The following is a 21,075-nucleotide window of genomic DNA, read 5'->3' as shown; positions in this document are numbered from 1 at the left end:
ACCGGTCATTGCCGAAGGAGCGCAGTCATGTTTGCCAAACAGTATTCACACCGCTTGCCCGCCAATTACGACATGCAACTGATCCGCCGCCGCGCGAGGGAACTGGGGCCGCGCTGGGACGGTACCCCTGGCATGCTGTTCAAGGCGTTCATTGCCCGTGAACGGGGTGTGTTCGCCGCCACGGACAACCTCTACGCGTCGGTCTACCTGTGGTCCGAGCCGCAGGCCGCCGCCCACTTTCTGATGGACGAGCGTTTCCAGGTGGTCATCGACTCCTTCGGCCGGCCGCCGGTCGAGGCCTGGTTGCCCCTGACGTTCGAGTTCGGCCCGGCGCGGGAGGCGAAGGCGTTGTACCGGGAAGAATGGGCGATCGGGCCGGAGACGGATCGTATCGACCTGCTGGCGGCCGAGCGGGAGCGGACCCAGGCGATCCTGCGCCGGGAGGATACCCTGGCGTCGTTCCTGGCCCTGGATGCGGCCAACTGGCTGCTGTTGCGCATCACGCTGTCGTCGTCGGCACCGGATCGCAGCCGCAGAGGGCAGGTCTACGAGGTACTCTATCTGGCACAGTCCAGCCTTGAGAGCCTGCGTCATGGGCGGGCATGACCGTCCTGCGGCGCCGTTTCGGCCGAGGCGGATATTGCTGGCCCACCTTCAGGGGATGGCTGTCGGAGCACTGTTGATCCTGTGCTTGAGGTTACTGGCCTGCCTGCCGTTGCCGGTGAATTTTCGCTGAAGTGTTTCAAGTGACAGCATAATACGAATAGCATGGGCGATTTCATCGATTCTGGAAGCGCCCATGTCCCTCGAAATACGCGAAGCCCGGCCCAGCGATGCGCCGCAGATCCTGACCTTTATCACCGAACTGGCCGATTATGAGCGGGCCCGCCACGAGGTGCTCGCCAGTGTGGTGGACATCGAGCGCAGCCTGTTCGGCGAAGGCGCCACGGCCCACGGTCTGATCTGCCTGCGTGATGGCGAGCCGGTCGGTTTTGCGGTGTTCTTCTTCAGCTACTCGACCTGGTTGGGTCGCAATGGCCTGTACCTGGAAGACTTGTATGTCTCGCCACAGCAGCGTGGAGCGGGGGCGGGCAAGAAGTTGCTGCGGCATCTGGCGAAGATCGCCTGCGCCAATGATTGCGGGCGCCTGGAGTGGAGCGTGCTGGACTGGAACGAGCCGGCGATCCGCTTCTACGAGTCCATCGGCGCGCAACCGCAGAGTGAGTGGGTGCGCTACCGCATGGATGGCGAAGTGCTGAAGAACTTCGCCTATTCAGAGGACTAGGCCAGACTACGGGCCCTGTTCGCGGATGAATCTGCTCCCACAGGGCGAGGATTGTGCACAAGGCGTGCGTCTGGCGCGATCACTGTGGGAGCCGGGTTTATCCGCGAAAGCGCCAGTCCAGGCGCTGCTGGCCTACTGGAACCATTGCCACAGCACCAACGTACCCAGCAGCCCCACCACCGAAACGATGGTCTGCAACACCGACCAGACCCAGATCGTCTGCTTGAGCTGCAGGCCGAAGTACTCGCGCACCATCCAGAACCCGGCATCGTTGACGTGGCAGAAGAACACCGAGCCGGCACCGATCGCCAGGGCCACCAGTGAGCTTTGGGTCGTCGCCAGGCCGGCCATGAGCGGGGCGAGGATACCGGCGGTGGTGGTGGTCGCCACGGTGGCCGAGCCCGTCGCCTGGCGCAAGGCTACGGCGATCAGCCAGGCCAGCAGGACATAGGACAGGTGTGCGCCGCTGGCGACCTTGCTGATGGTATCGCTGATGCCGGCCTCGAGCAGCGTCTGCTTCAGGCCGCCACCGGCCCCGATGGTCAACAGCAGCACGGCGATCGGTGCCAGGCTCTTGCGCAGCACGCTACCGACCTGGTCGCGGGCCATGCCGATCGACCAGCCCAGGCAGATCACCGCGGCAATCACCGCGATGCCCAGGGCGATCAGCGGTTCACCGAGAAATTTGAGGGTAATCGCCAGGCTGCCTTGCGGTGCCATCGCGACCTTGGCCAGTGTACTGCCGAGCATCAGCAGCACCGGCAGCAGGATGATCAGCAGGGACACGGCAAAGCTCGGCTTGCGACGGGTTTCGATCTTGGCGGTGAACAGCGCGCCGAGTTCGGCAGGTTCCTGGACATCCAGTCGCTTCGACAGCCAGATGCCATACAGGGGACCGGCAAGAATCACCGCCGGTACGGCGATGCACAGGCCCAGCAGCATGGTCGTGCCGAGGTCGGCGTGCAGCGCGCTGACGGCGATCAGCGGCCCCGGGTGCGGGGGCATCAGTGCGTGCAGCGTGGTCATGCCGGCCAGGGCCGGGATAGCCACCTTGAGCAATGGCTGGCCGGACTGCCGGGCGATGACGAAGATCACCGGCACCATCAGCACCAACCCGACTTCGAAGAACAACGGCAGGCCGATGACCATCGCCACGAATGCCATGACCCAGGGCAGTGCCTTGCCTTTGGCATGTCGCAGCAGGGTCGAGGCGATCCGGTCGGCCGCGCCCGACTCAGCCATCAATGCGCCGAGCATCGCGCCCAGGGCAATGATGATCCCGGCCTCGCCGAGCAGGCTGCCGGCGCCCTTGCTGAAGGCCTTGGCGACTTCTTCCGGCGGCAGCGCCGCACCGAGCCCGGCCACGAAGGTGCCGATCAGGATCGACAGGAAAGGCGGCAGTTTGGTCAGGCTGATCAGCACGACGATGGTGGCAATGGCCGCCAGGCAGCAGACGATCAGGCGGGTGTCGTGGGCGAGCCACGCAGCATGTGAAAGATCCAACGGAAACCTCTTCTTGTAATATCTTGTTACGGTATCCGAAGAATATACCTGAATGATTCATATAGATGACTATCTGAGTTGGTTTTTTTGTCCATTGCGCCCGAATGGACGATGAGTGGCCTGGCCGTTGCCTGCTTCACAGGCAAGCCTTGCTCCTACAGGTTGTGGCAGGTCGAGGTCTGAAGTTCGATGCGGACCTTGTAGGAGCCTGGCTTGCCAGCGAAGAGGCCCTCAAGCGCGCCAACCGCTCCGCAGACCAGCCTTGCTCCACAGGGTTGTGGTGTGCGCAGGTCAGTTCATCAGCACGGGCGGCAGCGTGCCCAGCAGCGAGACGGCGAGAATCGCACCGAGGCCCAGCAGCCATTCGAGGGTGACGCTGCGCCGCAGCATCGTGAACTGCCCGCGACGACTCATCACCAGGTTGAACAGGGCCAGTCCGAGCATCAGCAGGACCACCAGCACCTTGACCAGCAGGATCAGCGCGAAACCCTGGAACAGTGGGGTCGGCCAGAGGGCCCCGGTGAGCACGCGGACATTGATCAGGCCGGTGGCGATGATCGCCGCGACCATCAGGTAGCCCAGGCTGCTGAAGCGCCGCAGGATGCGCTCGATGTCGTGCCCAGCCGGCCGGCCCAGCACCAGCATGAGCAGCATCAGGCCGCCGATCCAGGCGCCGGCCCCGCTCAGGTGCAGCAGTTGATTGAACATCAGCAACTGCCCACCCAGACCGTCGAGCATGGCGCCATGACCCACCGGTGCCAGGGTCGCCAGCTGCAGGAAGGCCAGCAGCAGGCTGATCGTGGGCGGTGCGTTGGCGCCAAGAGCGATCAACAGCAGCAGGCTCAAGCCCAGGTGCCAGGTCCAGACCTGGCCGAAGAACGTGCCGCCCAGCACCAGTTGCAGGGTGGGCAGCCGAATGGCATCGCCCCAGTCATCGGTCATGCCGACGGTGGTCAGCAGCAGCCAGGCCATCGCACTGAGCAGCGCCAGGCCGGCCATCCAGCGGCGCGCCGTGCGCAACCGCGAGTCGAGCACGATGCAAGGTGTCGGACCGATCAGCAGGGGCCGGAACAGGCAGGCCCCGAACAGCGACAGAACCATGGTGAAATGCAGGAAGCGACACAGGACCATGGCCTCTTGCATGAACTCAGTTGCCTACCTTGAAGCCGTAGTTGCCTTCGCTCTTGTGGGTGTCGACCGAGACCGCATGCCAGTTGACCTTATAGTCGCCGGCCTTCAGTACGGCGGCCGGGGTCACGACCAGGATCTTCTTGTCGGCCGGGTCGGTGGCGATGCCTTTCAGCTCGACCTTGCTGCCGTCGTTGGTCAGCTCGACCTTGGTCAGTGCGGCCTCGACCCCTTCGCTGAACACCAGACGCAATTCGCTCGGGGCGCTGACGGTGCTGTCCGCTGCCGGGGTTGCACTCTTGAGGTGGGCGTGGGCGAACGCGGAACCGGTCGCGGCGAAACCACCGAGCAGAACGACGGCGCCGAGGAGTTTTTTCATGCGGGAAGATGACATCGATCAGTACCTTGATGAAGGGAACGGGTGAGGATGTTGCACGGTGGCAGGGAGGCCCACAATAGCCGCTATGGAAGCGTTTGGCACCTGCAATACAAGAGGGGAGTCGGGAGTACCGGCTCCTTTTTTTGTATTGCAAGTGTCCGATGTTGTAGTGTCGCCCCTCTGAAAATTCTCCAGGGGTTGTGCGTCAGGTCCGAGAAATGACAGTGCGTGGAAAGGACTGGCGTTCGGCATCTAGAATGCGACTACAGTGGCGCAATCGTGCCGGGTTCTCACCGGCTTCTATTCTTATAAGAGATGCACGTGCTTGTGCGGTGTATTTCCGCACCGGGGCAGAACGGGAGAAATGTCCATATGGCGATCCGGCTCAGCGTTGTTTGCCATGCCCGCACCGAGGCTCAGCGTCTGGGGCGCTTCCCGCTGGATGAGCCGGTCGAACCCAAGGGACTGGCCAAGGCTGCCGAATTGGCCAGCCGGCTGAAAAAGCCGGTACGTATCCTCAGTGCACCGGAGGCCCGCGCCTGGCAGACCGCCGAGGCGCTGGGCAGCGAGATCGAGATCGTGCCGGAGCTGGGGGACTACGATTTTGGCGAGTGGCAGGGCCTGAGCCTGAACGACCTGCAGGAGAACGCGCCCGAGGCACTGGCGGCCTGGGTCAGCCAGCCGGAGATGGCCCCGCCGGCGGGCGAGTCGGTGATCGCACTGTGCGCCCGGGTGGCGGCCTGGCTCGACAGTTTCCAGGAGGACGGGCACTTCGTCGTCGTCACCCACCCCTTCGTGATCCGCGCGGCGATTCTCCATGCGTTGCAGGCCGGGCCGGCCTCGTTCAACGCCATTGATATCGAGCCGCTGTCGGTGGTCGATCTGCGTAGGAACGGGCACTGGCGTCTGCGGTTCTAGTGCGTGTACTTGCTGATGGCTGCGAGATAATCGGCGTCGCCCAAACCCACCTGCGCCCAGACCCGCCGCTCTTCACCGCCCATGCGATCGTATTGCTCGTCGGCATCCCACAGCGTGAGGATCTGCCTGGGAAACAGGTGCTCATGGGTATTGAACGAATGTTCGCCTGAACCATCGGCCCGCGCCATTCGCTCGAACAGCTCCTCGGCCTCGGTATCGAAGACGTTCACGCCGTCATACATGACCTGGCATGCAGCGTAGCAGGACACCCCGATGAACGAGGCTTGGCCCGCGCTGTACTCGACCTGAATCCCCAGTTCTGGCAGATCGAAGTAGTCCTGTGTCTCGGTGTCGTGCGCGAGCGTGAAACCGTCGGCCGCCATCGCCAGCCGGGTGTTCTCCCGTGATGCGCCCAGCCTGGCGGGGCCGATACCTTCATGCGCAACGATGTTGAATACCTTCATGGCTGGACCTCGGCCCGTAGCTGCTGCCACTCATGCCAGCAGTTTTCAGCCGAAATGTCCGGGTAGCCCCTGCTGTCGTCCATGGCTTGCGCGACCTCCACCGGCAGGCTGATGCAGGCGGCGTTGTCCCGGATTTCCAGGACCTCGGCTTCTGATAGCGGCGCGCCTTTCTTCTGTTCGGCGGCCGTCAGGATAACCACCAGTGCGGGGACGAAGACAATGCAGAGCTGTTCGGATTGAGGCATGGGGCATCCGTGCGCAGGATTGAAAGTGTTCAGCACACTATCGGTATGAGGCGGGCAAGTTCAAGCGTGGAATGTCGACCGGGATGGGGTTGTCACGTTACGGGTCGCTGTAGCATGATCGGTCCCATGAACATGATCTCGCTGCACCTGACCACCACCACTACCACCGCGACCGCCCAGGGCGGGTGCGAGGTTGCCGTGTGAGTGATTGACGCGCAGTGAACCAAGGCCCCGCCAGCAATGGACGGGGCCTTTTGGTTTCCGTGCCCTTGCTGGCATCACCAGGAAGGAGAAACACCATGCAGGCTCATAGCCCCCGGCGCTCGGCGCTATTGATCATCGACATGCAGGTTGGCCTGTTCCAGGGCCCGGAACAGCCATGGCAAGGGGAGCAGGTGCTGGCGCGTATCACCGCGCTGGTCGGGCAGGCGCGCGAGGCCCGCGCACCGATCTTCGCCCTGCGGCACACCGGGCCGCAGGGTTCGCCGATCGAGGCGGGCCGTGCCACCTGGCAGGTCTTGCCGGAGCTGGGACTGGACCCGGCGGTGGATCATCTGCTCGACAAGACCCGTCCCAGTTGTTTCTTCGAAACCGGGTTGGCCGAGCAACTGGACGACGCCGGGGTGAGACGGCTGGTCATCGTCGGCATGAAGACCCAGTACTGTGTCGACAGCACCTGCCGGCTGGCTCGCGACCTGGGCTTCGAGGCGGTGCTGGTAGGTGATGCGCATACCTGCATGGACACGCCCGAGCTGTCGGCCCGGGCGGTCGTCGAGCATCACAATGCGACCCTGAACGGGGCTTTCGTGCAGATGATGAAGGCGGCGGATGTGAGCTTCTGAAACCGTGTACCCATCAGGGCTTTTTCACCGGCGTCGGCAAGGTCACCAGCGACACATAGTCGTTCCAGAACTTCTTCTGGTCGACGGCGAACACCACCCTGGCCTTCTGCGTACCGACCGGTGCACCTTTGCTGTAGCCCAGCGCCCGGCCGTAGTCCGGACCGAAGTGGGTGTCGACGTCGATCCACATCTCGCGTGATTCGGTGACGATGCCTGGCTCGGTCAGGAACAACGCCGGCAGGCTGTCCCAGGTGAAACTGTGGTAGCCCGGGTCCTTGGCGAACTCCGGTCCGAACACGCTCTTGTACAGTTCCGGCACCGCGCCCTTGGCGGCGATCACCCGTTTGTAGACCGAAGCGTCGAAGATGACCTTCTCGCAGACATCGTTGGGGAAGATCACGTGCTCGATCGGTGAGCGCAGGACGATCCGCGCCGCCTCCGGGTCGAACCACCAGTTGAATTCGGCGGCCGGGGTGGTGTTGCCCGGGATCTCGATGGCGCCGCCCATGTACACGATGCGCTTGATCAGCGGCACGATATCCGGCGCCTGGCGGATCGCCAGGGCCAGGTTGGTCAGCGGTCCGATCGCCAGCAGGGTCACCTCGTGAGGGTTCTTGCGCACGCTGTCGATGATGAACTGCGGGGCGGTTTCGCTGCGTAGCCGAGTATGGGTTGCCATGCCGTCCGGCGGGGCCACCAGTTGCGTCGCCGAAGTCGGCCGCGGGTTCTTGAACGCGCCGGGCCAACCGGAGCCGAACAGCGCCTGTTCCTGAGGGTAGGTGGCGAAGTCATGCAGCAATGGATAGGCCGCGCCGGAGTAGACACCGATTTCCTTTTCCACGCCCATGCGCTCGACCGCCTTCAGCGCGTCGACCTGTTCCTGGTCGACCCAGGCGTTGCCGCTGACCAGGGTCATGCCGAGCAGGTCGATCTTCTTCTGCGCATGCAGTTGCGCGAGCATGATGAAGGCCTGGCCGTCATCGTTGAGCACGTTGAAATCGGTGTCGAGAATGACCTTTTCCGCCGCGTGCAGCGAGCCGGCCGAGCAGCCGACGGCCAACGCCAGCGCGCAGCCCTTGAGAAAGCCTTGCATGGTGATTTGCCCCAATGAGTTATTGTTGTATTGCGCTGGCCCAGCATGCCTGGCGTCGCGCGCAAACGCTATCGCCAGGTAAGTGGTTACTTAATCAGGGGTGGGCTGCGCTGCAGCCGGTTGCCGCAGGACGCCCCGGATCACCAGGTCGCTGATGAAGGCCAGCCAATCCTGCCGTTGATGCTTGTCCGCCAGCGGTTCGCCGAGGAACGAGCTCAGGGTGTGCTGGTTGGAGTTGTAGAAGTAGCAGAGCGAGGCAATCATCAGGTACACGTGCTTGATGTCCAGGTCCAGGCGGAACAGGCCCTGGGCCTGGCCGGCCTCGATGATCGGGCGCAACACGCCGACCGCTTCTCCCGATAGCCGCCGCAGCTCCCCGGACTGTTGGGCGTGCTTGCCCTTGTGCAGGTTCTCGATGCTCAGGATGGCGACGAATTCCGGGTGGCGGACGTAGTAGTTCCAGACAAAGGCCACCAGCTCGCGCAGGGCTTGCCGGGGGTGTTCCAAGTCCAGGCGCAGCTTGCCTTCGGCCTGGTTGAACTGCTCGTAGATGTGTTCCAGCACACAGAGGAACAGGCGTTCCTTGCTGCCGAAATAGTAGTAGAGCATGCGGTCGTTGGACTCGGCTTCCTGGGAGATGCTCTCCACCCGGCCACCGGAATATCCATCGCGGGCGAATACCTTGACCGCAGCCCTGAGGATGCGGGCGCGGGTCTGGTCGGCTTGCTGGGCGCGGATGCCGGTTTTCCTGGTCACCGTCTGGCGGTCCTTCGACAGAGTTGATTCGGCATCCATCATACCACGCCGGTGTGGCGCCACTTGCCGGGCCCATTGTGTTGAACGGGTTCATTGTGGCGTCCCGACAAGCCCGCTCGCCACATAAGCCAGTTCACCAAATTAAGCCGGTTCACCACACGAGCGGGCTGGTCACAATCCGTACCGTCAGAGCTTCAGCGTCGCCATGTCGATCACGAAGCGGTACTTCACGTCACCGGCGATCATCCGGCTGTAGGCCTCGTTGATGTGGCGGATGTCGAGCATCTCGATATCGCAGCTGATGCCGTGCTCGGCGCAGAAATCCAGCACTTCCTGGGTCTCGGCAATGCCACCGATCAGCGAACCGGCCAGTACCCGGCGCTTCATCACCAGCTTGCCGGCATGCAGCGCCGGGTCGACCGGTTCGATCAGGCCGACGAGGATGTGCACGCCGTCGAAGGTCAGGGTATCCAGATAGGGGTTGAGATCGTGCCGTACCGGAATGGTGTCGAGCAGGAAGTCGAAACGCCCGGCAACGGCCTGCATCTGCGCCTCGTCGGTGGACACGATCACATGGTCGGCACCCTGGCGGCGGGCTTCCTCGGCCTTGCTCGCCGAGCGGGTGAACAGGGTGACTTCGGCGCCCAGTGCCTTGGCGAACTTGATACCCATATGGCCCAGGCCACCCATGCCGAGAATCCCGACCTTGTCGCCAGGCTTGACGCCATGGTGCTTGAGCGGCGAGTAGGTGGTGATGCCGGCACAGAGCAGCGGGGCGGCGCTGGCCAGGTCGAGTTTTTCCGGGATGCGCACGACGAAGTGCTCGCTGACCACGATACGGTCGGAGTAACCGCCCATGGTGTTGCTGCCGTCGATTCGGTCCGGGCTGGCATAGGTCATGGTCGGCTCGTTTTCGCAGTACTGCTCCAGGTTGGCGTTGCAGGCGGCGCAGTCGCGGCAGGAGTCGACCATGCAACCCACACCGACCAGGTCGCCAACCTTGTGCCGGGTGACCTGGCTGCCGACGGCGGTGACCTTGCCGACGATTTCATGGCCGGGCATCAGCGGGTAGACGGCGATGCCCCATTCGTTGCGGGCCTGGTGGATATCGGAGTGGCAGACGCCGCAGTAGAGAATCTCGATCGCGACGTCGTCCGGCCGTGGGGCGCGGCGCTGGAAGGTGATCGGGGCGAGGGCCGTGGTGGCGGACTGGGCGGCGTAACCAATAGCGGTATACATGGGGCAAACCTTGCAAAAGCGGTAACGGATGAGGCGGGCCATTCTCGTGATCGGCTCCCGGGGCGACCATGACGATTCCTCCGGGTGTCATGCCTAATCCTCCGGTATCAGCCTGCTGGCACTTTCCTGTGGCGTCAGACCTGCGATGATGTTCGCATCCCTCCTTGCGCGAAGTTTTTGCCATGCAGTTGACCCGTCATCTCGACGCCAATGCCAGGCTGGTTGAATTGCTCCAGCCGCTGGCGACCCGCTCGGGTTTTTTGCCAACCCTGTTGCCCGAGGTGCAGATCGTCTCGGCGTCCGATAATGTCGCGCGCTGCCCGCAGATCTACGAGCCGAGCCTGATGGTGATCGCCCAGGGCAGCAAACTGGCCTACCTGGGGCCGCGGACCCTGGAGTATGGCGCCGGGCATTATCTGATCCAGGCGTTGCCGGTGCCGTTCGAATACGAGACCTTTGCCACGCCGCAGGAGCCGCTGCTCGGGGTGTCCATCGGTATCGACCGGGCGCTGTTGAGCGAGCTGGTGCGGGCAATGGGCCTGGCGGGCGAGCGCGGTGCGTCGGCGCAGACGCCGGAGTCGATGACCTCGGTGGCGCTCGACGATGCCATGCGCCATAGCGTCGAACAGTTGCTGCGCTGCCTGCATGATCCGCTGGAGTGCCGGGTGATGGGCCAGGCGCGCTTGCGCGAGGTGTTGTTCACCGCCTTGCGCGGGCCGCAGTCGGATGTGTTGCGGGCGCTGGTCGAGCAGCAGGGGCAGTTCGCCCGGTTGGCGGCGTCGCTCAGCCACCTGCACGAGCATTTCGCCGAGCCGTTGAACGTCGACACCCTGGCGCGCTACGCGAACATGAGTCCGTCGACCTTTCACGAGCACTTCAAACGCAGCACGCTGTTGTCGCCGGTGCAGTATCTCAAGCGCCTGCGCCTGCTCAAGGCCCAGCGACTGCTGGCCGGGGATGGGTTGGGCGTGGCCCAGGTGGCGCATCGGGTGGGTTACCAGAGCACGTCGCAGTTCAGCCGGGAGTACAAGCGCTACTTCGAGCGCACGCCGGGAGAGGAGGGGATGTTGGCGGGACAGTCGGCGTAGCGGGTTGATCCGGGGTTTTTGGTGTCCCGGACGGCCTCTTCGCGGGCAAGCCACAAGATTCCACCCCAAACCTCCCGGTTTCCCCACCCAGCAAAAAGGCCCCCGAAGGAGCCTTTCTGTCATGGCATCGACCGAATCACATGTTCGGATAGGTCGGGCCGCCAGCCCCTTCCGGCGCGACCCAGGTGATGTTCTGCGAGGGGTCCTTGATGTCGCAGGTCTTGCAGTGCACGCAGTTCTGGGCGTTGATCTGGAAGCGTTTCTCGCCGTTTTCCTGAGTGACCACTTCGTACACGCCCGCCGGGCAGTAGCGCTGTGCCGGTTCGTCGTACAGCGGCAGGTTCTTGCTCAGGGGAATGCTCGGGTCCTTGAGCTTGAGGTGGCACGGCTGTTCCTCTTCATGGTTGGTGCTGGAGAGGAACACCGAGCTCAGCTTGTCGAAGCTGAGCTTGCCGTCCGGCTTCGGGTAATCGATTTTCACCGAGTCCTTGGCCAGCTTCAGGCAGGCGTAGTCCGGCTTGTTGTCGTGCAGGGTGATCGGCAGCTTGCCGCCGAACAGGTTCTGCTCGACCCAGTTGAAGCCGCCACCGATGATCGGGCCGTACTTGTGGATGGCCGCGCCGAAGTTGCGGCTGGCGAACAGTTCCTCATACAGCCAACTGGCCTTGAACGATGCGACGTAGTTGTCCAGTTGATCGCCACCCTCGGCGCCGGCCAGCAGCTTCTCGGCCACCGCTTCGGCGGCGAGCATGCCGGATTTCATCGCGGTGTGGCTGCCCTTGATCTTGGCGAAGTTCAGGGTGCCCAGGTCGCAACCGATCAGTGCGCCGCCATTGAAGACCATCTTCGGCAGCGAGTTCAGGCCGCCCTTGCAGATGGCGCGGGCGCCATAGCTGATGCGCTTGCCGCCTTCCAGGTACTGCTTGAGCACCGGGTGGTGCTTGAGGCGCTGGAACTCGTCGAACGGCGACAGGTAGGCGTTGCTGTAGGACAGGTCGACGATCAGGCCGACCACCACCTGGTTGTTTTCCAGGTGATAGAGGAAGGAGCCGCCGGTGTTCTCGGTGCCCATGATGTCCAGCGGCCAGCCGGCGGTGTGCACCACCAGGCCCGGTTGGTGCCTGGCCGGGTCGATTTCCCAGATTTCCTTGAGGCCGATGCCGTAGTGCTGGGCGTCGGCTTCGCTGTCGAGCTTGAAGCGCGAAATCAGTTGCTTGCCAATGTGGCCACGGCAACCTTCGGCGAACAGCGTGTACTTGCCGCGCAGTTCCATGCCGGGGGTGTACAGGCCTTCCTTCGGGTTGCCTTCACGGTCGACCCCGAGGTCGCCGGTGATGATGCCGCGCACCACGCCGTTCTCGTCGAACAGCGCTTCCTGAGCGGCGAAGCCCGGATAGATCTCCACGCCCAGGTTCTCGGCCTGCTGGGCCAGCCAGCGGCACAGGTTGCCCAGGGAGATGATGTAGTTGCCTTCGTTGTGCATGGTCTTGGGCACGAAGAAGTCGGGAACCTTGGTCGCGGTCTCGCCGTTGCGCAGGACATAGATGTCGTCGCGCTTGACCGGGGTGTTCAGTGGCGCGCCGAGTTCCTTCCAGTCCGGGAACAGTTCGTTCAGGGCCCGTGGTTCGAACACCGCGCCGGAAAGGATATGGGCACCGACTTCGGAACCTTTTTCCACGACGCAGACGCTGATTTCCTGACCCGCTTCGGCGGCTTTCTGTTTCAGCCGGCAGGCGGCGGACAGGCCTGCGGGGCCGGCACCGACGATGACCACGTCGAATTCCATGTATTCGCGTTCCACAGACTCTCTCCTACTCTCAAGGCTCAACAGTTTTCTTCTGATTGGAGGTTTGGTGCCTCGCCCCCGCGTTCCCCTGCCACTTCAGGCAGCGCAACGCCGGGCAGACATCTTTCTCTCTAGGTGGCGCCATTATATCTACACCACTATCAGCGTCCAATACAAACGTTTGTTTGAATTCGCTGGAAGCCAGATAAATCAAAGTAGCGCGGCTTATGACTGACCATTTTGCCGTATTGACCAGAATAGGCGTTCCGGTCAAGATACGAGCGGTTTTGCGCTTGCCGTAGGCTAAACGGAGGCCGCAAGAGCACGTCTAAAGACAGGACGAAGACAGCGAAAGTGAAGTGGCACGTCGATTCCGGCGCGAAGTTTACACGTCCATCGGTCCCGTGACTGTACAGTCACGTCGGACGGACGGTCGTTAACCGGAAAGCAGCCAGGCTTTCGTGCAGATGCCGGCGTTTTTGGAGGTGCCCTTGAGCTTCATGCGCGCGCCGCTGAGCATCCAACCGCCAGGTACGCCTGGGCGACTTTCTTTTCACCGGAGAGTGAGGAATCCATGAAGGTTCTTGTAGCTGTCAAACGCGTTGTCGATTACAACGTCAAGGTTCGCGTCAAGGCGGACAATTCCGGCGTCGACCTCGCCAACGTCAAGATGTCGATGAACCCGTTCTGCGAAATCGCCGTGGAAGAAGCGGTACGTCTGAAGGAAAAAGGCGTGGCGACCGAAATCGTCGTCGTCACCATCGGCCCGTCAACCGCTCAGGAGCAACTGCGTACCGCGCTGGCGCTGGGTGCCGACCGTGCCATCCTGGTCGAGTCCGCCGACGAACTGAACTCCCTGGCCGTGGCCAAGCTGCTCAAGGCCGTGGTCGACAAGGAACAGCCACAACTGGTGATCCTCGGCAAGCAGGCGATCGACAGCGACAACAACCAGACTGGCCAGATGCTGGCGGCACTGAGCGGTTACGCCCAGGGCACCTTCGCCTCGAAAGTCGAGGTCTCCGGCGACAAGGTTGCCGTGACCCGCGAAATCGACGGCGGCCTGCAGACCGTTTCGCTGAATCTGCCAGCCATCGTCACCACCGACCTGCGTTTGAACGAGCCGCGCTACGCATCTCTGCCAAACATCATGAAAGCCAAGAAGAAGCCGCTCGAGACGCTGACTCCGGATGCTTTGGGCGTTTCCACCGCCTCCACCAACAAGACCCTGAAGGTTGAAGCACCGGCTGCACGCAGCGCTGGCATCAAGGTCAAGTCGGTTGCGGAACTGGTCGAGAAACTGAAAAACGAAGCGAAGGTAATCTGATCATGACTATCTTGGTAATCGCCGAACACGACAACAAAACCGTCGCTCCGGCCACCCTGAACACCGTTGGTGCCGCCGCCAAGATCGGTGGTGACATTCACGTGCTGGTTGCGGGCCAGGGCGTTGGCGCCGTCGCCGAAGCCGCTGCGAAAATCGCCGGCGTGTCGAAAGTGCTGGTGGCCGACAACGCCGCCTACGCTCATCAACTGCCGGAGAACGTCGCTCCCCTGGCGGCCGAGCTGGGCAAGGGCTACAGCCACGTCCTGGCTGCCGCCACCTCCAACGGCAAGAACATCCTGCCACGCGTCGCTGCTCAACTGGACGTCGACCAGATCTCCGAGATCATCTCGGTGGAAAGCGCCGATACCTTCAAGCGCCCGATCTACGCCGGTAACGCCATTGCCACCGTGCAATCGAGCGCTGCGATCAAGGTCATCACCGTGCGTGCCACCGGTTTCGACCCGGTTGCCGCCGAAGGTGGTTCGGCTGCCGTCGAAGCGGTCGCTGCCGCCCACGATGCAGGCAAATCGTCGTTCGTCGGTGAAGAGCTGGCCAAGTCCGACCGTCCTGAACTGACCGCTGCCAAGATCGTCGTTTCCGGCGGCCGCGGCATGCAGAACGGCGACAACTTCAAGCACCTGTACGCCCTGGCCGACAAGCTGGGCGCGGCGGTCGGCGCCTCCCGCGCCGCGGTCGACGCGGGCTTCGTACCGAACGACATGCAGGTCGGCCAGACCGGCAAGATCGTCGCGCCCCAGTTGTACATCGCCGTCGGTATCTCCGGCGCGATCCAGCACCTGGCCGGCATGAAGGACTCCAAGGTGATCGTCGCGATCAACAAGGACGAAGAGGCACCGATCTTCCAGGTGGCCGACTACGGCCTGGTCGCGGACCTGTTCGAAGCGGTGCCCGAGCTGGAAAAGCTGGTCTGATCCAGCCGTTTCACTTATAAAAGAACCCGGTCTTGTGACCGGGTTTTTTTTGCCTTGCACAGCCCCCTTGTGGGAGATTCTATGGTTTTGCACAAGGCCTGAGGGCTATTCGCGGCGGTCCGACGCCTCGGTAAATCCTGCTCCCACAAGGTACGAGCTAAACGCGGCCACTGTGGGAGACGGCCGGGCGGCGCTCCGCTTGCTGGCGATGGCGGCGGATCAGTCGATGCAGATGTCGGCTGCCAGGTCGCTATCGCCAGCAAGCCGGCTTCCACAAAGGTCGAGCTGGATTGGAGAGTTTTGTCATGGACGTGTTTCGCGTCGCTGCACTATCGCTGCTGCTGGGGCTGCCCGCGTTGTCCACGCAGGCCCTGGCCGTGGGCAAGTGCGAGCGTCTGATCGTCACCGGCAGCCCGGACGCGCCGCCCTATCTGTGGCGTGACCCCGCCGATCCGGTACACCTGATCGGTGCCAGCGCCGACCTGCTGCGCCAGGTCGGCAGCGAATTGGGTCTCAAGATTGAGGTGCTCTACGGCGGCAGGCGTTCCCAGGCCCAGGAGGAGGTGCGCAGCGGACGCATGGATCTGCTGGTGGACGCGCCGATCACCGTCAACGAACTGGACACGCTGGACTACATCCACCCGGCGCTGGTACGGAACGACTTCCTGGTCTGGACCCGCAACGACTCGACCCTGGTCTACAACAGCGCCCAGGACCTGCAAGGCCATCTCGGTGCGGTCTCGCAAAAGGCCCGGCTGACCCAGCCATTCGCGGAGTTCGGCAGGCAGCACCTGACGCTGCAGCAGACCCCGGCCTTGCCCCAGGCTTTCCAGAAGCTGCTGCTGGGCGAGGTCGAGTATGTGCTGGCCGGGCGCTATGCCGGAATGGTCACTGCCCAGAACCTGGGCATGGTCAGTGATATCGGCCCCCGGGCCCAGCCGGTCGACCAGCCGGGACTGTTCCTGGCGGTGTCCCACAATTCGGCCTGTAATGACGCCTGGTTGCGCGGACAGTTGGCGAAAAAAATGACAGAATTACCGGCCTCCGGCCTGACCGAGGCCGTGTTGCAGCGCAATCTGGAGCGTTGGAAGGCGCAACTGCAACCGGCCGGCGCCCCTGAACAGTAGGAATTTGCTTTGAGTATTCGACCTTTATTCGCTGCCCTGGCCGTCGCGGCCCTGGCGGGTTGCGCGGCCGATCCGGCGCCGAATGAACAAATGCGTCTCACCGAACGTGCACTCGAACAGGCCCGGGCCGTTGGCGCCAAGGCCGACGAGGTGGCCGAACTGAAACTGGCCGAGGGCAAGTTCGAGCGCGCCAAGTCCGCCATGGCCGACCAGTCCTTCAAGAAGGCTCGCATGCGTGCCGAACAGGCTGAACTGGATGCGCGTCTGGCCGAAGCCCAGGTACTGACCGCCAAGAGTGAGGAAGAGCTGAAACTGCTCAATACCCGCATCACGCGCTTGCGCAAGCAGTTGGGAGAGGCCCGATGATCCATCCGAGTCGAATGGTCGGCGTCCTGCTGGCGCTGGGGTTTGCCAGTCTCTACGGTTGCGCCGGCCAGCAGGCCAGCGAACTGGCCCTGCAGCAGGCGTCCTCCAGCTTCCAGAAGGTCAAGGAAGACACCAATGTGCTGCGCTATGCGCCCAGGGACGTGATCCGTGCCGGCGAGTCGCTGGCGCGCGCCGATCGTCTGTCCAGCTACTGGGGCAGCAGCGGCGATGTGGCGCATTATGCCTACCTGAGCGAGCGCTATTCGGACATCGCCCGCCAGCACACCGAGCAGGCCCTGAACCAGGAGCGTGCGGCCAGGCTGGAACTCGAGCGCCAGCGCCTGCAACTGGCCCTGCGTGAATCCAAGCTGGTCAGCGTGCAGCAGCAGGGCAAGTGGGTCGAGGAACAGATCAGCCAGGCCAGCACCCAGACCGACCGCGGCCTGGTGATGACTCTGGGCGACGTGCTGTTCGACACCGGCGAGGCCGAACTGCAGAGCTCCGCCAACCGGGCGATCCTCAAGCTGGTGCAGTTTCTCCAGCTCAATCCGAAACGTGTCGTGCGCATCGAAGGCTACACCGACAGTACTGGCGAGAAGGACAGCAACCTGCAGTTGTCCCGCGATCGCGCCCAGTCCGTGGCGGACATGCTGGTGGACCTGGGTATCGACGAGAAGCGCATCGAGGTCGTCGGTTATGGCGACGAGTACCCGATCGACGTGAACGCCACCGAGCGTGGCAGGGCGCAGAACCGGCGGGTGGAGGTGGTCTTTTCCGATGAGAAGGGCCATCTGGGCGCCGCCCGCTGAGGCCCAGGTGTTTCACGAACAGACCCGGTATCCGCAAGGTGCCGGGTTTTTTCATGCCCGGTCACCTTTGACAATGGGAATGCGGGTCAACTCCTGGATACGGGCCCGTGGTGGAACACAAGTCAGTGGTGGCGAGCGGGCTTGCCCGCGCTGGACCGCAAAGCGGTCCCAAACCCTGCCGGCCGGGTCTGCCTGGTACAGCGAGTGGCCCAGGTCCAGGGGCGCTTCGCACCCCAGCGCGGGCAAGCCCGCTCGCCACGCAAGTCATCCTTGCCATCTGCTGTGATGAAGAAAGCTGGCCGATCCTGCGCGACAAGTGTTCCCGTACAGTTTTACTTCTCTCGTCACTGTATTGTCGACTATTGTAGGAACTGTGCCAGTACACTTTGAAACTGTTCCGGTATCGTTGCCGCCAAGAATAAAAACGCCGTTGAAACCGAGTGCCGCTTCATGACCAACCTATTGCTCTACCAGCGTATTGCGCAGCAACTGGCCGACGACATCCGCCGTGGCGTCTACCAGCCAGGCGAGCGCGTGCCTTCGGTGCGCAAGATGAGCTCGCAGCTCAACGTCAGCCACGCCACGGTGTTGCAGGCCTATGCCAATCTGGAGGACCAGGGGTTGATCCGTGCCCGTCCGCAGTCGGGCTACTACGTGCACCAGACGCCTGCGCTGACCGCGCCGACGCCGGATATCGCCCGGGTCGAGCGGCCGGGCCTGGTCACCCGCAGCAGTATCATCCACCAGGTGCTGGTCGAATCCCGTCGCGAAGGGGTGTTCCCGTTCGGTGCGGCGGTGCCGTCGGTGGATTACCTGCCGGTACGGGCGCTGCACCAGCAACTGGCCAAGGTCACCCGCTTTCACAGCCCGCGGGCCTTCAGCTACATGTTCAGCCCCGGTTTCGAGCCGCTGCGGCGCCAGGTGGCGATTCGCATGCGTGATGCCGGCGTGGTGGTCGACCCCTCCGAGGTGGTGATCACCCACGGCTGCGTCGATGCATTGCAGATGTCGCTGCGCGTGCTGACCCGCCCCGGTGATTTGATCGCCGCCGAGTCGCCGACCTACTACGGACTGCTGCAACTGGCCGACCTGCTGGGTCTGAAGGTCATCGAGATTCCCAGCGATCCGTCCACCGGCATGAGTCTGGAAGCCCTGCAACTGGCGGCCAACCAATGGTCGATCAAGGCCCTGGTGCTGACCACGCGCCTGAGCAATCCGCTGGGCGGGACCATGCCCGAGGAACGGCAGAAGCAGTTGCTGCGTCTGGCATCGGATTTCGATATCCAGATCGTCGAGGACGATATCTATGGCGAACTGATGTTCGAGGTCGGTCGTACCAAGGCGCTCAAGGCCTATGACCGGCTGGACCGGGTGATCTACTGTTCGAGCTTCTCCAAGACCCTGTCGCCCGGCGTGCGGATCGGCTGGATGGTCGCCGGCAAGTTCCAGCAGGAAATCCAGCGCCTGCAGACCTTCAGTACCCATTCGGCCTGCAGCGTGACGCAGATGGGTGTGGCGGCCTACCTGGAGAACGGCGGTTACGACCGGCACCTGCGCTACATTCGCCAGGAGTACCGCAAGAATCTCAGCGCTTTCCAGTTGGCGGTGCAGCAGTATTTTCCCGAAGGCACGCAGATGACCCGTCCGACCGGCGGTTTCATTCTCTGGGTCAGCCTGCCGGGACGGGTCAACACCCAGGAACTGCACGTGCGGGCATTGCAGCAGGGCATCAGCATCGCGCCGGGGCTGATCTTCAGCAACACCGAGCAGTTCAACCACTGTATCCGGCTCAACTGCGGGATTCCGTGGAACCGCGAGGCCGAACGGGCTCTGATGACCCTCGGCATGCTGGCCAACCAGCTCTGCCAGGAAACCGCGGCCGGGCTGTTCTGATACGGTTGCCGGGGACGGCCCGTGGGCGCCCCCCGGCGGCGGCATCCGGGGACGATTGCCGATCTCGTTACTTGTCATCGCCTGCACAACGAGCGAGCATAGGGGACTCTGTTGTCGATGCCGTAGAGTTCATGAACGCGACTTTCGCTGTACGCCTGCTGATGCTTGCCTTGCTGACCGGCCTGGGCGCTGGCGGTGCGGTCATGGCGCAGGCTCAGGAAAAGTCGTCGGTTGTCGGTGGCAGGGCGCAGCAAACCAGGGCCACGCCGGCCAGGCACGATGGTTCTGTGACGAAAAAGACCGCAGCCACTCAGAAAAAAGCCCAGCCGAAAAAGACCACGCCTACAAAGAAGGCCGCCACGGGAAAGTCCCGCAAGATCGATAATGATGTAGCGAAGACTCGCCTGCCACCGCCCAGGCTGGATCTGAGCCTGCCCCAGGAACTGGTCAACAAGATGCAGCCGGTCGGCAAGGTGCCGCTGTCCAGGAGCCGGCCGTTGCTGCCGCAGATGTTCGTGGAAAAGCCGGCTTCCCAGACGCCCTTTCAGCTCAACGGTCGACTGCTGAGCAACGAAATGGAGCTGCAACTGCGCAACGACAGTCGTCGGGAAATCGAAGGCGCTGCACTGGATTTCGAGTTCAAGCAGTAAAATCCCCAGCCCGGTCATGATGCTTCGTCGGTGACTGAGCAGTCATCTACCCCGTTATTGAAAAACAATTGTGCGACCAATTTTAAACAGCCGTTTTAGCGGTTACTCTGTCTTCCACACCCCGGGTCCGTTGCAGGGAGCGTGTCGCCATGAACTGCCGTGAAGGTTGTGGTGCCTGCTGTATCGCTCCTTCCATCAGCTCGCCGCTGCCCGGCATGCCCGCTGGCAAACCGGCCGGAGAACGTTGTGTGCATCTCTCGGTCGAAAACCGCTGTGAGCTGTTCGGCAGGCCCGAGCGGCCGGCCGTGTGCGGTGGCTTCAAGGCCGATCCGGAAGTGTGTGGCGGTAGTCGTGAAGAGGCCATCCGTCTGATCGGCTGGTGGGAGAAAATGACGGCGGCTTGAAGCGTGTTCACCTTTGACAATAAGGAATAAGAAAATGGGTTCGCTGCATCGTATGGCTGTGGCTTGTGGCTTGAGTGTCCTGTTGACCGGTACCGCCTACGCGGAGACCTGGGAGACGGCCAAGGACGAAAACGGCATCAAGGTGTCGCTCGCCGAAGTGAGCGGTTCCAAGTACAAGGCCTATCAGGGCGTGACGACGATCAAGGCTTCGGTGGCCAAGATCCGTGCCCTGCAGGAGGATGTGGCCGGTGCCTGCGCCTGGATCCATGAGTGCAAGTCGCAGAAACTGGTGGACAAGAAGGGCGACGAGAGCTGGACCTACACCCAGTTCAAGGCGCCGTTTCCGGTCACGGACCGCGACTCGTACCTGCATATCACCACTATCCAGAATGCCGATGGCAGCCTGACCCGCAAGCTCCAGGGCGTGCCGACCTACAAGCCGGAAGAAAAGGGTTATGTGCGCGTGGCCCAGGTCGACGGTTTCTGGAAGCTGGTGCCCAAGGGCGACAACCTCACCGAAGTGACCTACCAGGTGCATACCGAACCAGGTGGCAGCGTGCCATCGTGGCTGGCGAACAAGTTCGTGGTCGAGGCCCCCTTCAATACCCTGAAGGCCCTCAAGGAACACGCCGAGAAGTGATCGGCCGGGGGCTCGGGTCTCTCCTCGAAGCAGGAGCCCAGGACCGCCGCCCCCTGTAGGGGCGCGGCTTGCCCGCGAAGATGGTCGACCAGCCGACATATCCGCTGACTGGGCCACCGCTTTCGTGGGCAAGCCCCGCTCCTACGGGCCTGTTTGCCTGCAAACGCCTTGAACGATCCTTCCCATCCCGGGGTCCAGATATCT

The 21,075-nt window shown here is 63.0% G+C and carries 23 protein-coding genes; 14 read left to right on the top strand and 9 right to left on the bottom strand.

Annotation, left to right across the window (positions count from 1 at the left end; all coding sequences use genetic code 11):
- Positions 1–27 precede the first annotated feature (27 nt).
- Together K675_RS0122580 and K675_RS0122575 are read left to right on the top strand one after the other, a co-directional pair.
- Positions 28–606: a DUF4865 family protein gene (locus tag K675_RS0122580; RefSeq protein ID WP_017905741.1), complete on the top strand. Its 579-nt coding sequence runs from the start codon at positions 28–30 to the stop codon at positions 604–606.
- A gap of 193 nt (positions 607–799) precedes the next feature.
- Entirely contained in the window at positions 800–1,285 is a 486-nt protein-coding gene (locus tag K675_RS0122575) for a GNAT family N-acetyltransferase (RefSeq protein WP_017905740.1), read from the top strand.
- A gap of 132 nt (positions 1,286–1,417) precedes the next feature.
- On the opposite strand, the gene K675_RS0122570 is transcribed toward K675_RS0122575, so the two are convergent.
- The 3 genes from K675_RS0122570 to copC form a co-directional block, all read right to left on the bottom strand.
- Positions 1,418–2,788 (bottom strand): gluconate:H+ symporter, encoded by a 1,371-nt coding sequence (locus K675_RS0122570; protein WP_017905739.1) that lies wholly within the window; start codon positions 2,786–2,788, stop codon positions 1,418–1,420.
- Positions 2,789–3,079: 291 nt separating this feature from the next.
- Positions 3,080–3,931 carry a copper homeostasis membrane protein CopD gene (copD, locus tag K675_RS0122565; RefSeq protein ID WP_017905738.1) on the bottom strand — a complete coding sequence of 284 codons (852 nt, stop codon included), beginning with the start codon at positions 3,929–3,931 and terminating at the stop codon, positions 3,080–3,082.
- 4 nt (positions 3,932–3,935) lie between these two features.
- Positions 3,936–4,310, bottom strand: a complete 375-nt coding sequence (gene copC, locus K675_RS0122560; protein WP_037007060.1) for a copper homeostasis periplasmic binding protein CopC — start codon at positions 4,308–4,310, stop codon at positions 3,936–3,938.
- A 357-nt stretch (positions 4,311–4,667) separates the two neighbouring features.
- On the opposite strand from copC, the gene K675_RS0122555 reads away from it, so the two are divergent.
- Entirely contained in the window at positions 4,668–5,213 is a 546-nt protein-coding gene (locus K675_RS0122555; RefSeq protein ID WP_017905736.1) for a histidine phosphatase family protein, read from the top strand.
- On the opposite strand, the gene K675_RS0122550 is transcribed toward K675_RS0122555, so the two are convergent.
- Together K675_RS0122550 and K675_RS0122545 are read right to left on the bottom strand one after the other, a co-directional pair.
- Positions 5,210–5,677 carry a hypothetical protein gene (locus K675_RS0122550; protein ID WP_017905735.1) on the bottom strand — a complete coding sequence of 156 codons (468 nt, stop codon included), beginning with the start codon at positions 5,675–5,677 and terminating at the stop codon, positions 5,210–5,212. The two genes, K675_RS0122555 and K675_RS0122550, sit on opposite strands and share 4 nt — an antisense overlap.
- Positions 5,674–5,922, bottom strand: a complete 249-nt coding sequence (locus K675_RS0122545; RefSeq protein ID WP_017905734.1) for a hypothetical protein — start codon at positions 5,920–5,922, stop codon at positions 5,674–5,676. The genes K675_RS0122550 and K675_RS0122545 overlap by 4 nt, the downstream gene beginning before the upstream one ends.
- Positions 5,923–6,221: 299 nt before the next feature.
- Between K675_RS0122545 and K675_RS0122535 the strand changes: the two genes are divergently transcribed.
- Positions 6,222–6,764, top strand: coding sequence for a cysteine hydrolase family protein (locus K675_RS0122535; RefSeq protein ID WP_017905732.1), 543 nt, complete (start codon positions 6,222–6,224; stop codon positions 6,762–6,764).
- A 13-nt stretch (positions 6,765–6,777) separates the two neighbouring features.
- Here K675_RS0122535 and K675_RS0122530 read toward each other — a convergent pair whose 3' ends face one another.
- From K675_RS0122530 to K675_RS0122520, 3 genes are all read right to left on the bottom strand, one after another.
- Positions 6,778–7,857: a nucleoside hydrolase gene (locus K675_RS0122530; RefSeq protein ID WP_026145445.1), complete on the bottom strand. Its 1,080-nt coding sequence runs from the start codon at positions 7,855–7,857 to the stop codon at positions 6,778–6,780.
- A gap of 90 nt (positions 7,858–7,947) precedes the next feature.
- The gene (locus K675_RS0122525) at positions 7,948–8,652 is read right to left on the bottom strand and encodes a TetR/AcrR family transcriptional regulator (protein ID WP_017905730.1); all 705 of its coding nucleotides are present in this window, start codon (positions 8,650–8,652) and stop codon (positions 7,948–7,950) included.
- A gap of 147 nt (positions 8,653–8,799) precedes the next feature.
- Positions 8,800–9,852, bottom strand: a complete 1,053-nt coding sequence (locus tag K675_RS0122520; protein ID WP_017905729.1) for an NAD(P)-dependent alcohol dehydrogenase — start codon at positions 9,850–9,852, stop codon at positions 8,800–8,802.
- A 182-nt stretch (positions 9,853–10,034) separates the two neighbouring features.
- Between K675_RS0122520 and K675_RS0122515 the strand changes: the two genes are divergently transcribed.
- A complete protein-coding gene (locus tag K675_RS0122515) occupies positions 10,035–10,940 on the top strand; it encodes an AraC family transcriptional regulator (protein WP_017905728.1) in 906 nt (301 codons plus the stop codon).
- Between the two features lie 136 nt (positions 10,941–11,076).
- On the opposite strand, the gene K675_RS0122510 is transcribed toward K675_RS0122515, so the two are convergent.
- Entirely contained in the window at positions 11,077–12,741 is a 1,665-nt protein-coding gene (locus tag K675_RS0122510; protein WP_017905727.1) for an electron transfer flavoprotein-ubiquinone oxidoreductase, read from the bottom strand.
- Positions 12,742–13,300: 559 nt separating this feature from the next.
- Between K675_RS0122510 and K675_RS0122500 the strand changes: the two genes are divergently transcribed.
- The 9 genes from K675_RS0122500 to K675_RS0122460 all read left to right on the top strand — a co-directional run bounded on the left by K675_RS0122500 (position 13,301) and on the right by K675_RS0122460 (position 20,871).
- Positions 13,301–14,050, top strand: coding sequence for an electron transfer flavoprotein subunit beta/FixA family protein (locus K675_RS0122500; protein WP_017905726.1), 750 nt, complete (start codon positions 13,301–13,303; stop codon positions 14,048–14,050).
- Positions 14,051–14,052: 2 nt separating this feature from the next.
- On the top strand, positions 14,053–14,982 hold the full coding sequence (locus K675_RS0122495; protein ID WP_017905725.1) for an electron transfer flavoprotein subunit alpha/FixB family protein: 930 nt from the start codon (positions 14,053–14,055) through the stop codon (positions 14,980–14,982).
- Between the two features lie 305 nt (positions 14,983–15,287).
- The gene (locus K675_RS0122490; protein WP_017905724.1) at positions 15,288–16,109 is read left to right on the top strand and encodes a substrate-binding periplasmic protein; all 822 of its coding nucleotides are present in this window, start codon (positions 15,288–15,290) and stop codon (positions 16,107–16,109) included.
- 9 nt (positions 16,110–16,118) lie between these two features.
- Positions 16,119–16,475, top strand: coding sequence for a DUF4398 domain-containing protein (locus K675_RS0122485; protein WP_017905723.1), 357 nt, complete (start codon positions 16,119–16,121; stop codon positions 16,473–16,475).
- Complete coding sequence (locus K675_RS0122480; RefSeq protein ID WP_017905722.1) at positions 16,472–17,284, top strand: OmpA family protein; 813 nt, start codon at positions 16,472–16,474, stop codon at positions 17,282–17,284. The genes K675_RS0122485 and K675_RS0122480 overlap by 4 nt, the downstream gene beginning before the upstream one ends.
- A gap of 450 nt (positions 17,285–17,734) precedes the next feature.
- Positions 17,735–19,177 (top strand): PLP-dependent aminotransferase family protein, encoded by a 1,443-nt coding sequence (locus K675_RS0122475; RefSeq protein ID WP_017905721.1) that lies wholly within the window; start codon positions 17,735–17,737, stop codon positions 19,175–19,177.
- A 131-nt stretch (positions 19,178–19,308) separates the two neighbouring features.
- Positions 19,309–19,827 (top strand): hypothetical protein, encoded by a 519-nt coding sequence (locus K675_RS0122470; RefSeq protein WP_017905720.1) that lies wholly within the window; start codon positions 19,309–19,311, stop codon positions 19,825–19,827.
- 149 nt (positions 19,828–19,976) lie between these two features.
- Positions 19,977–20,231 carry a YkgJ family cysteine cluster protein gene (locus K675_RS0122465; protein ID WP_017905719.1) on the top strand — a complete coding sequence of 85 codons (255 nt, stop codon included), beginning with the start codon at positions 19,977–19,979 and terminating at the stop codon, positions 20,229–20,231.
- A gap of 34 nt (positions 20,232–20,265) precedes the next feature.
- Positions 20,266–20,871, top strand: a complete 606-nt coding sequence (locus tag K675_RS0122460; protein WP_017905718.1) for an START domain-containing protein — start codon at positions 20,266–20,268, stop codon at positions 20,869–20,871.
- Positions 20,872–21,075: the final 204 nt, after the last annotated feature.

Origin of the sequence: Pseudomonas fuscovaginae SE-1 (assembly GCF_000364705.1) — a bacterium.
Taxonomy (GTDB): Bacteria; Pseudomonadota; Gammaproteobacteria; order Pseudomonadales; family Pseudomonadaceae; genus Aquipseudomonas; species Aquipseudomonas fuscovaginae_A.
Note: the sequence above shows the minus strand (reverse complement) of the source record. Positions and strands in the feature narration are given on the sequence as shown.

What these genes read in the sequence shown, in the direction of transcription:
- K675_RS0122580 (WP_017905741.1), top strand. Translation starts at nt 28, where the DNA reads ATGTTTGCCAAACAGTATTCACACCGCTTGCCCGCCAATTACGACATG.
- K675_RS0122575 (WP_017905740.1), top strand. Translation starts at nt 800, where the DNA reads ATGTCCCTCGAAATACGCGAAGCCCGGCCCAGCGATGCGCCGCAGATC.
- copD (WP_017905738.1), bottom strand. Translation starts at nt 3,931, where the DNA reads ATGCAAGAGGCCATGGTCCTGTGTCGCTTCCTGCATTTCACCATGGTT.
- copC (WP_037007060.1), bottom strand. Translation starts at nt 4,310, where the DNA reads ATGTCATCTTCCCGCATGAAAAAACTCCTCGGCGCCGTCGTTCTGCTC.
- K675_RS0122555 (WP_017905736.1), top strand. Translation starts at nt 4,668, where the DNA reads ATGGCGATCCGGCTCAGCGTTGTTTGCCATGCCCGCACCGAGGCTCAG.
- K675_RS0122550 (WP_017905735.1), bottom strand. Translation starts at nt 5,677, where the DNA reads ATGAAGGTATTCAACATCGTTGCGCATGAAGGTATCGGCCCCGCCAGG.
- K675_RS0122545 (WP_017905734.1), bottom strand. Translation starts at nt 5,922, where the DNA reads ATGCCTCAATCCGAACAGCTCTGCATTGTCTTCGTCCCCGCACTGGTG.
- K675_RS0122535 (WP_017905732.1), top strand. Translation starts at nt 6,222, where the DNA reads ATGCAGGCTCATAGCCCCCGGCGCTCGGCGCTATTGATCATCGACATG.
- K675_RS0122530 (WP_026145445.1), bottom strand. Translation starts at nt 7,857, where the DNA reads ATGCAAGGCTTTCTCAAGGGCTGCGCGCTGGCGTTGGCCGTCGGCTGC.
- K675_RS0122525 (WP_017905730.1), bottom strand. Translation starts at nt 8,652, where the DNA reads ATGGATGCCGAATCAACTCTGTCGAAGGACCGCCAGACGGTGACCAGG.
- K675_RS0122520 (WP_017905729.1), bottom strand. Translation starts at nt 9,852, where the DNA reads ATGTATACCGCTATTGGTTACGCCGCCCAGTCCGCCACCACGGCCCTC.
- K675_RS0122515 (WP_017905728.1), top strand. Translation starts at nt 10,035, where the DNA reads ATGCAGTTGACCCGTCATCTCGACGCCAATGCCAGGCTGGTTGAATTG.
- K675_RS0122500 (WP_017905726.1), top strand. Translation starts at nt 13,301, where the DNA reads ATGAAGGTTCTTGTAGCTGTCAAACGCGTTGTCGATTACAACGTCAAG.
- K675_RS0122495 (WP_017905725.1), top strand. Translation starts at nt 14,053, where the DNA reads ATGACTATCTTGGTAATCGCCGAACACGACAACAAAACCGTCGCTCCG.
- K675_RS0122490 (WP_017905724.1), top strand. Translation starts at nt 15,288, where the DNA reads ATGGACGTGTTTCGCGTCGCTGCACTATCGCTGCTGCTGGGGCTGCCC.
- K675_RS0122480 (WP_017905722.1), top strand. Translation starts at nt 16,472, where the DNA reads ATGATCCATCCGAGTCGAATGGTCGGCGTCCTGCTGGCGCTGGGGTTT.
- K675_RS0122475 (WP_017905721.1), top strand. Translation starts at nt 17,735, where the DNA reads ATGACCAACCTATTGCTCTACCAGCGTATTGCGCAGCAACTGGCCGAC.
- K675_RS0122470 (WP_017905720.1), top strand. Translation starts at nt 19,309, where the DNA reads ATGAACGCGACTTTCGCTGTACGCCTGCTGATGCTTGCCTTGCTGACC.
- K675_RS0122465 (WP_017905719.1), top strand. Translation starts at nt 19,977, where the DNA reads ATGAACTGCCGTGAAGGTTGTGGTGCCTGCTGTATCGCTCCTTCCATC.
- K675_RS0122460 (WP_017905718.1), top strand. Translation starts at nt 20,266, where the DNA reads ATGGGTTCGCTGCATCGTATGGCTGTGGCTTGTGGCTTGAGTGTCCTG.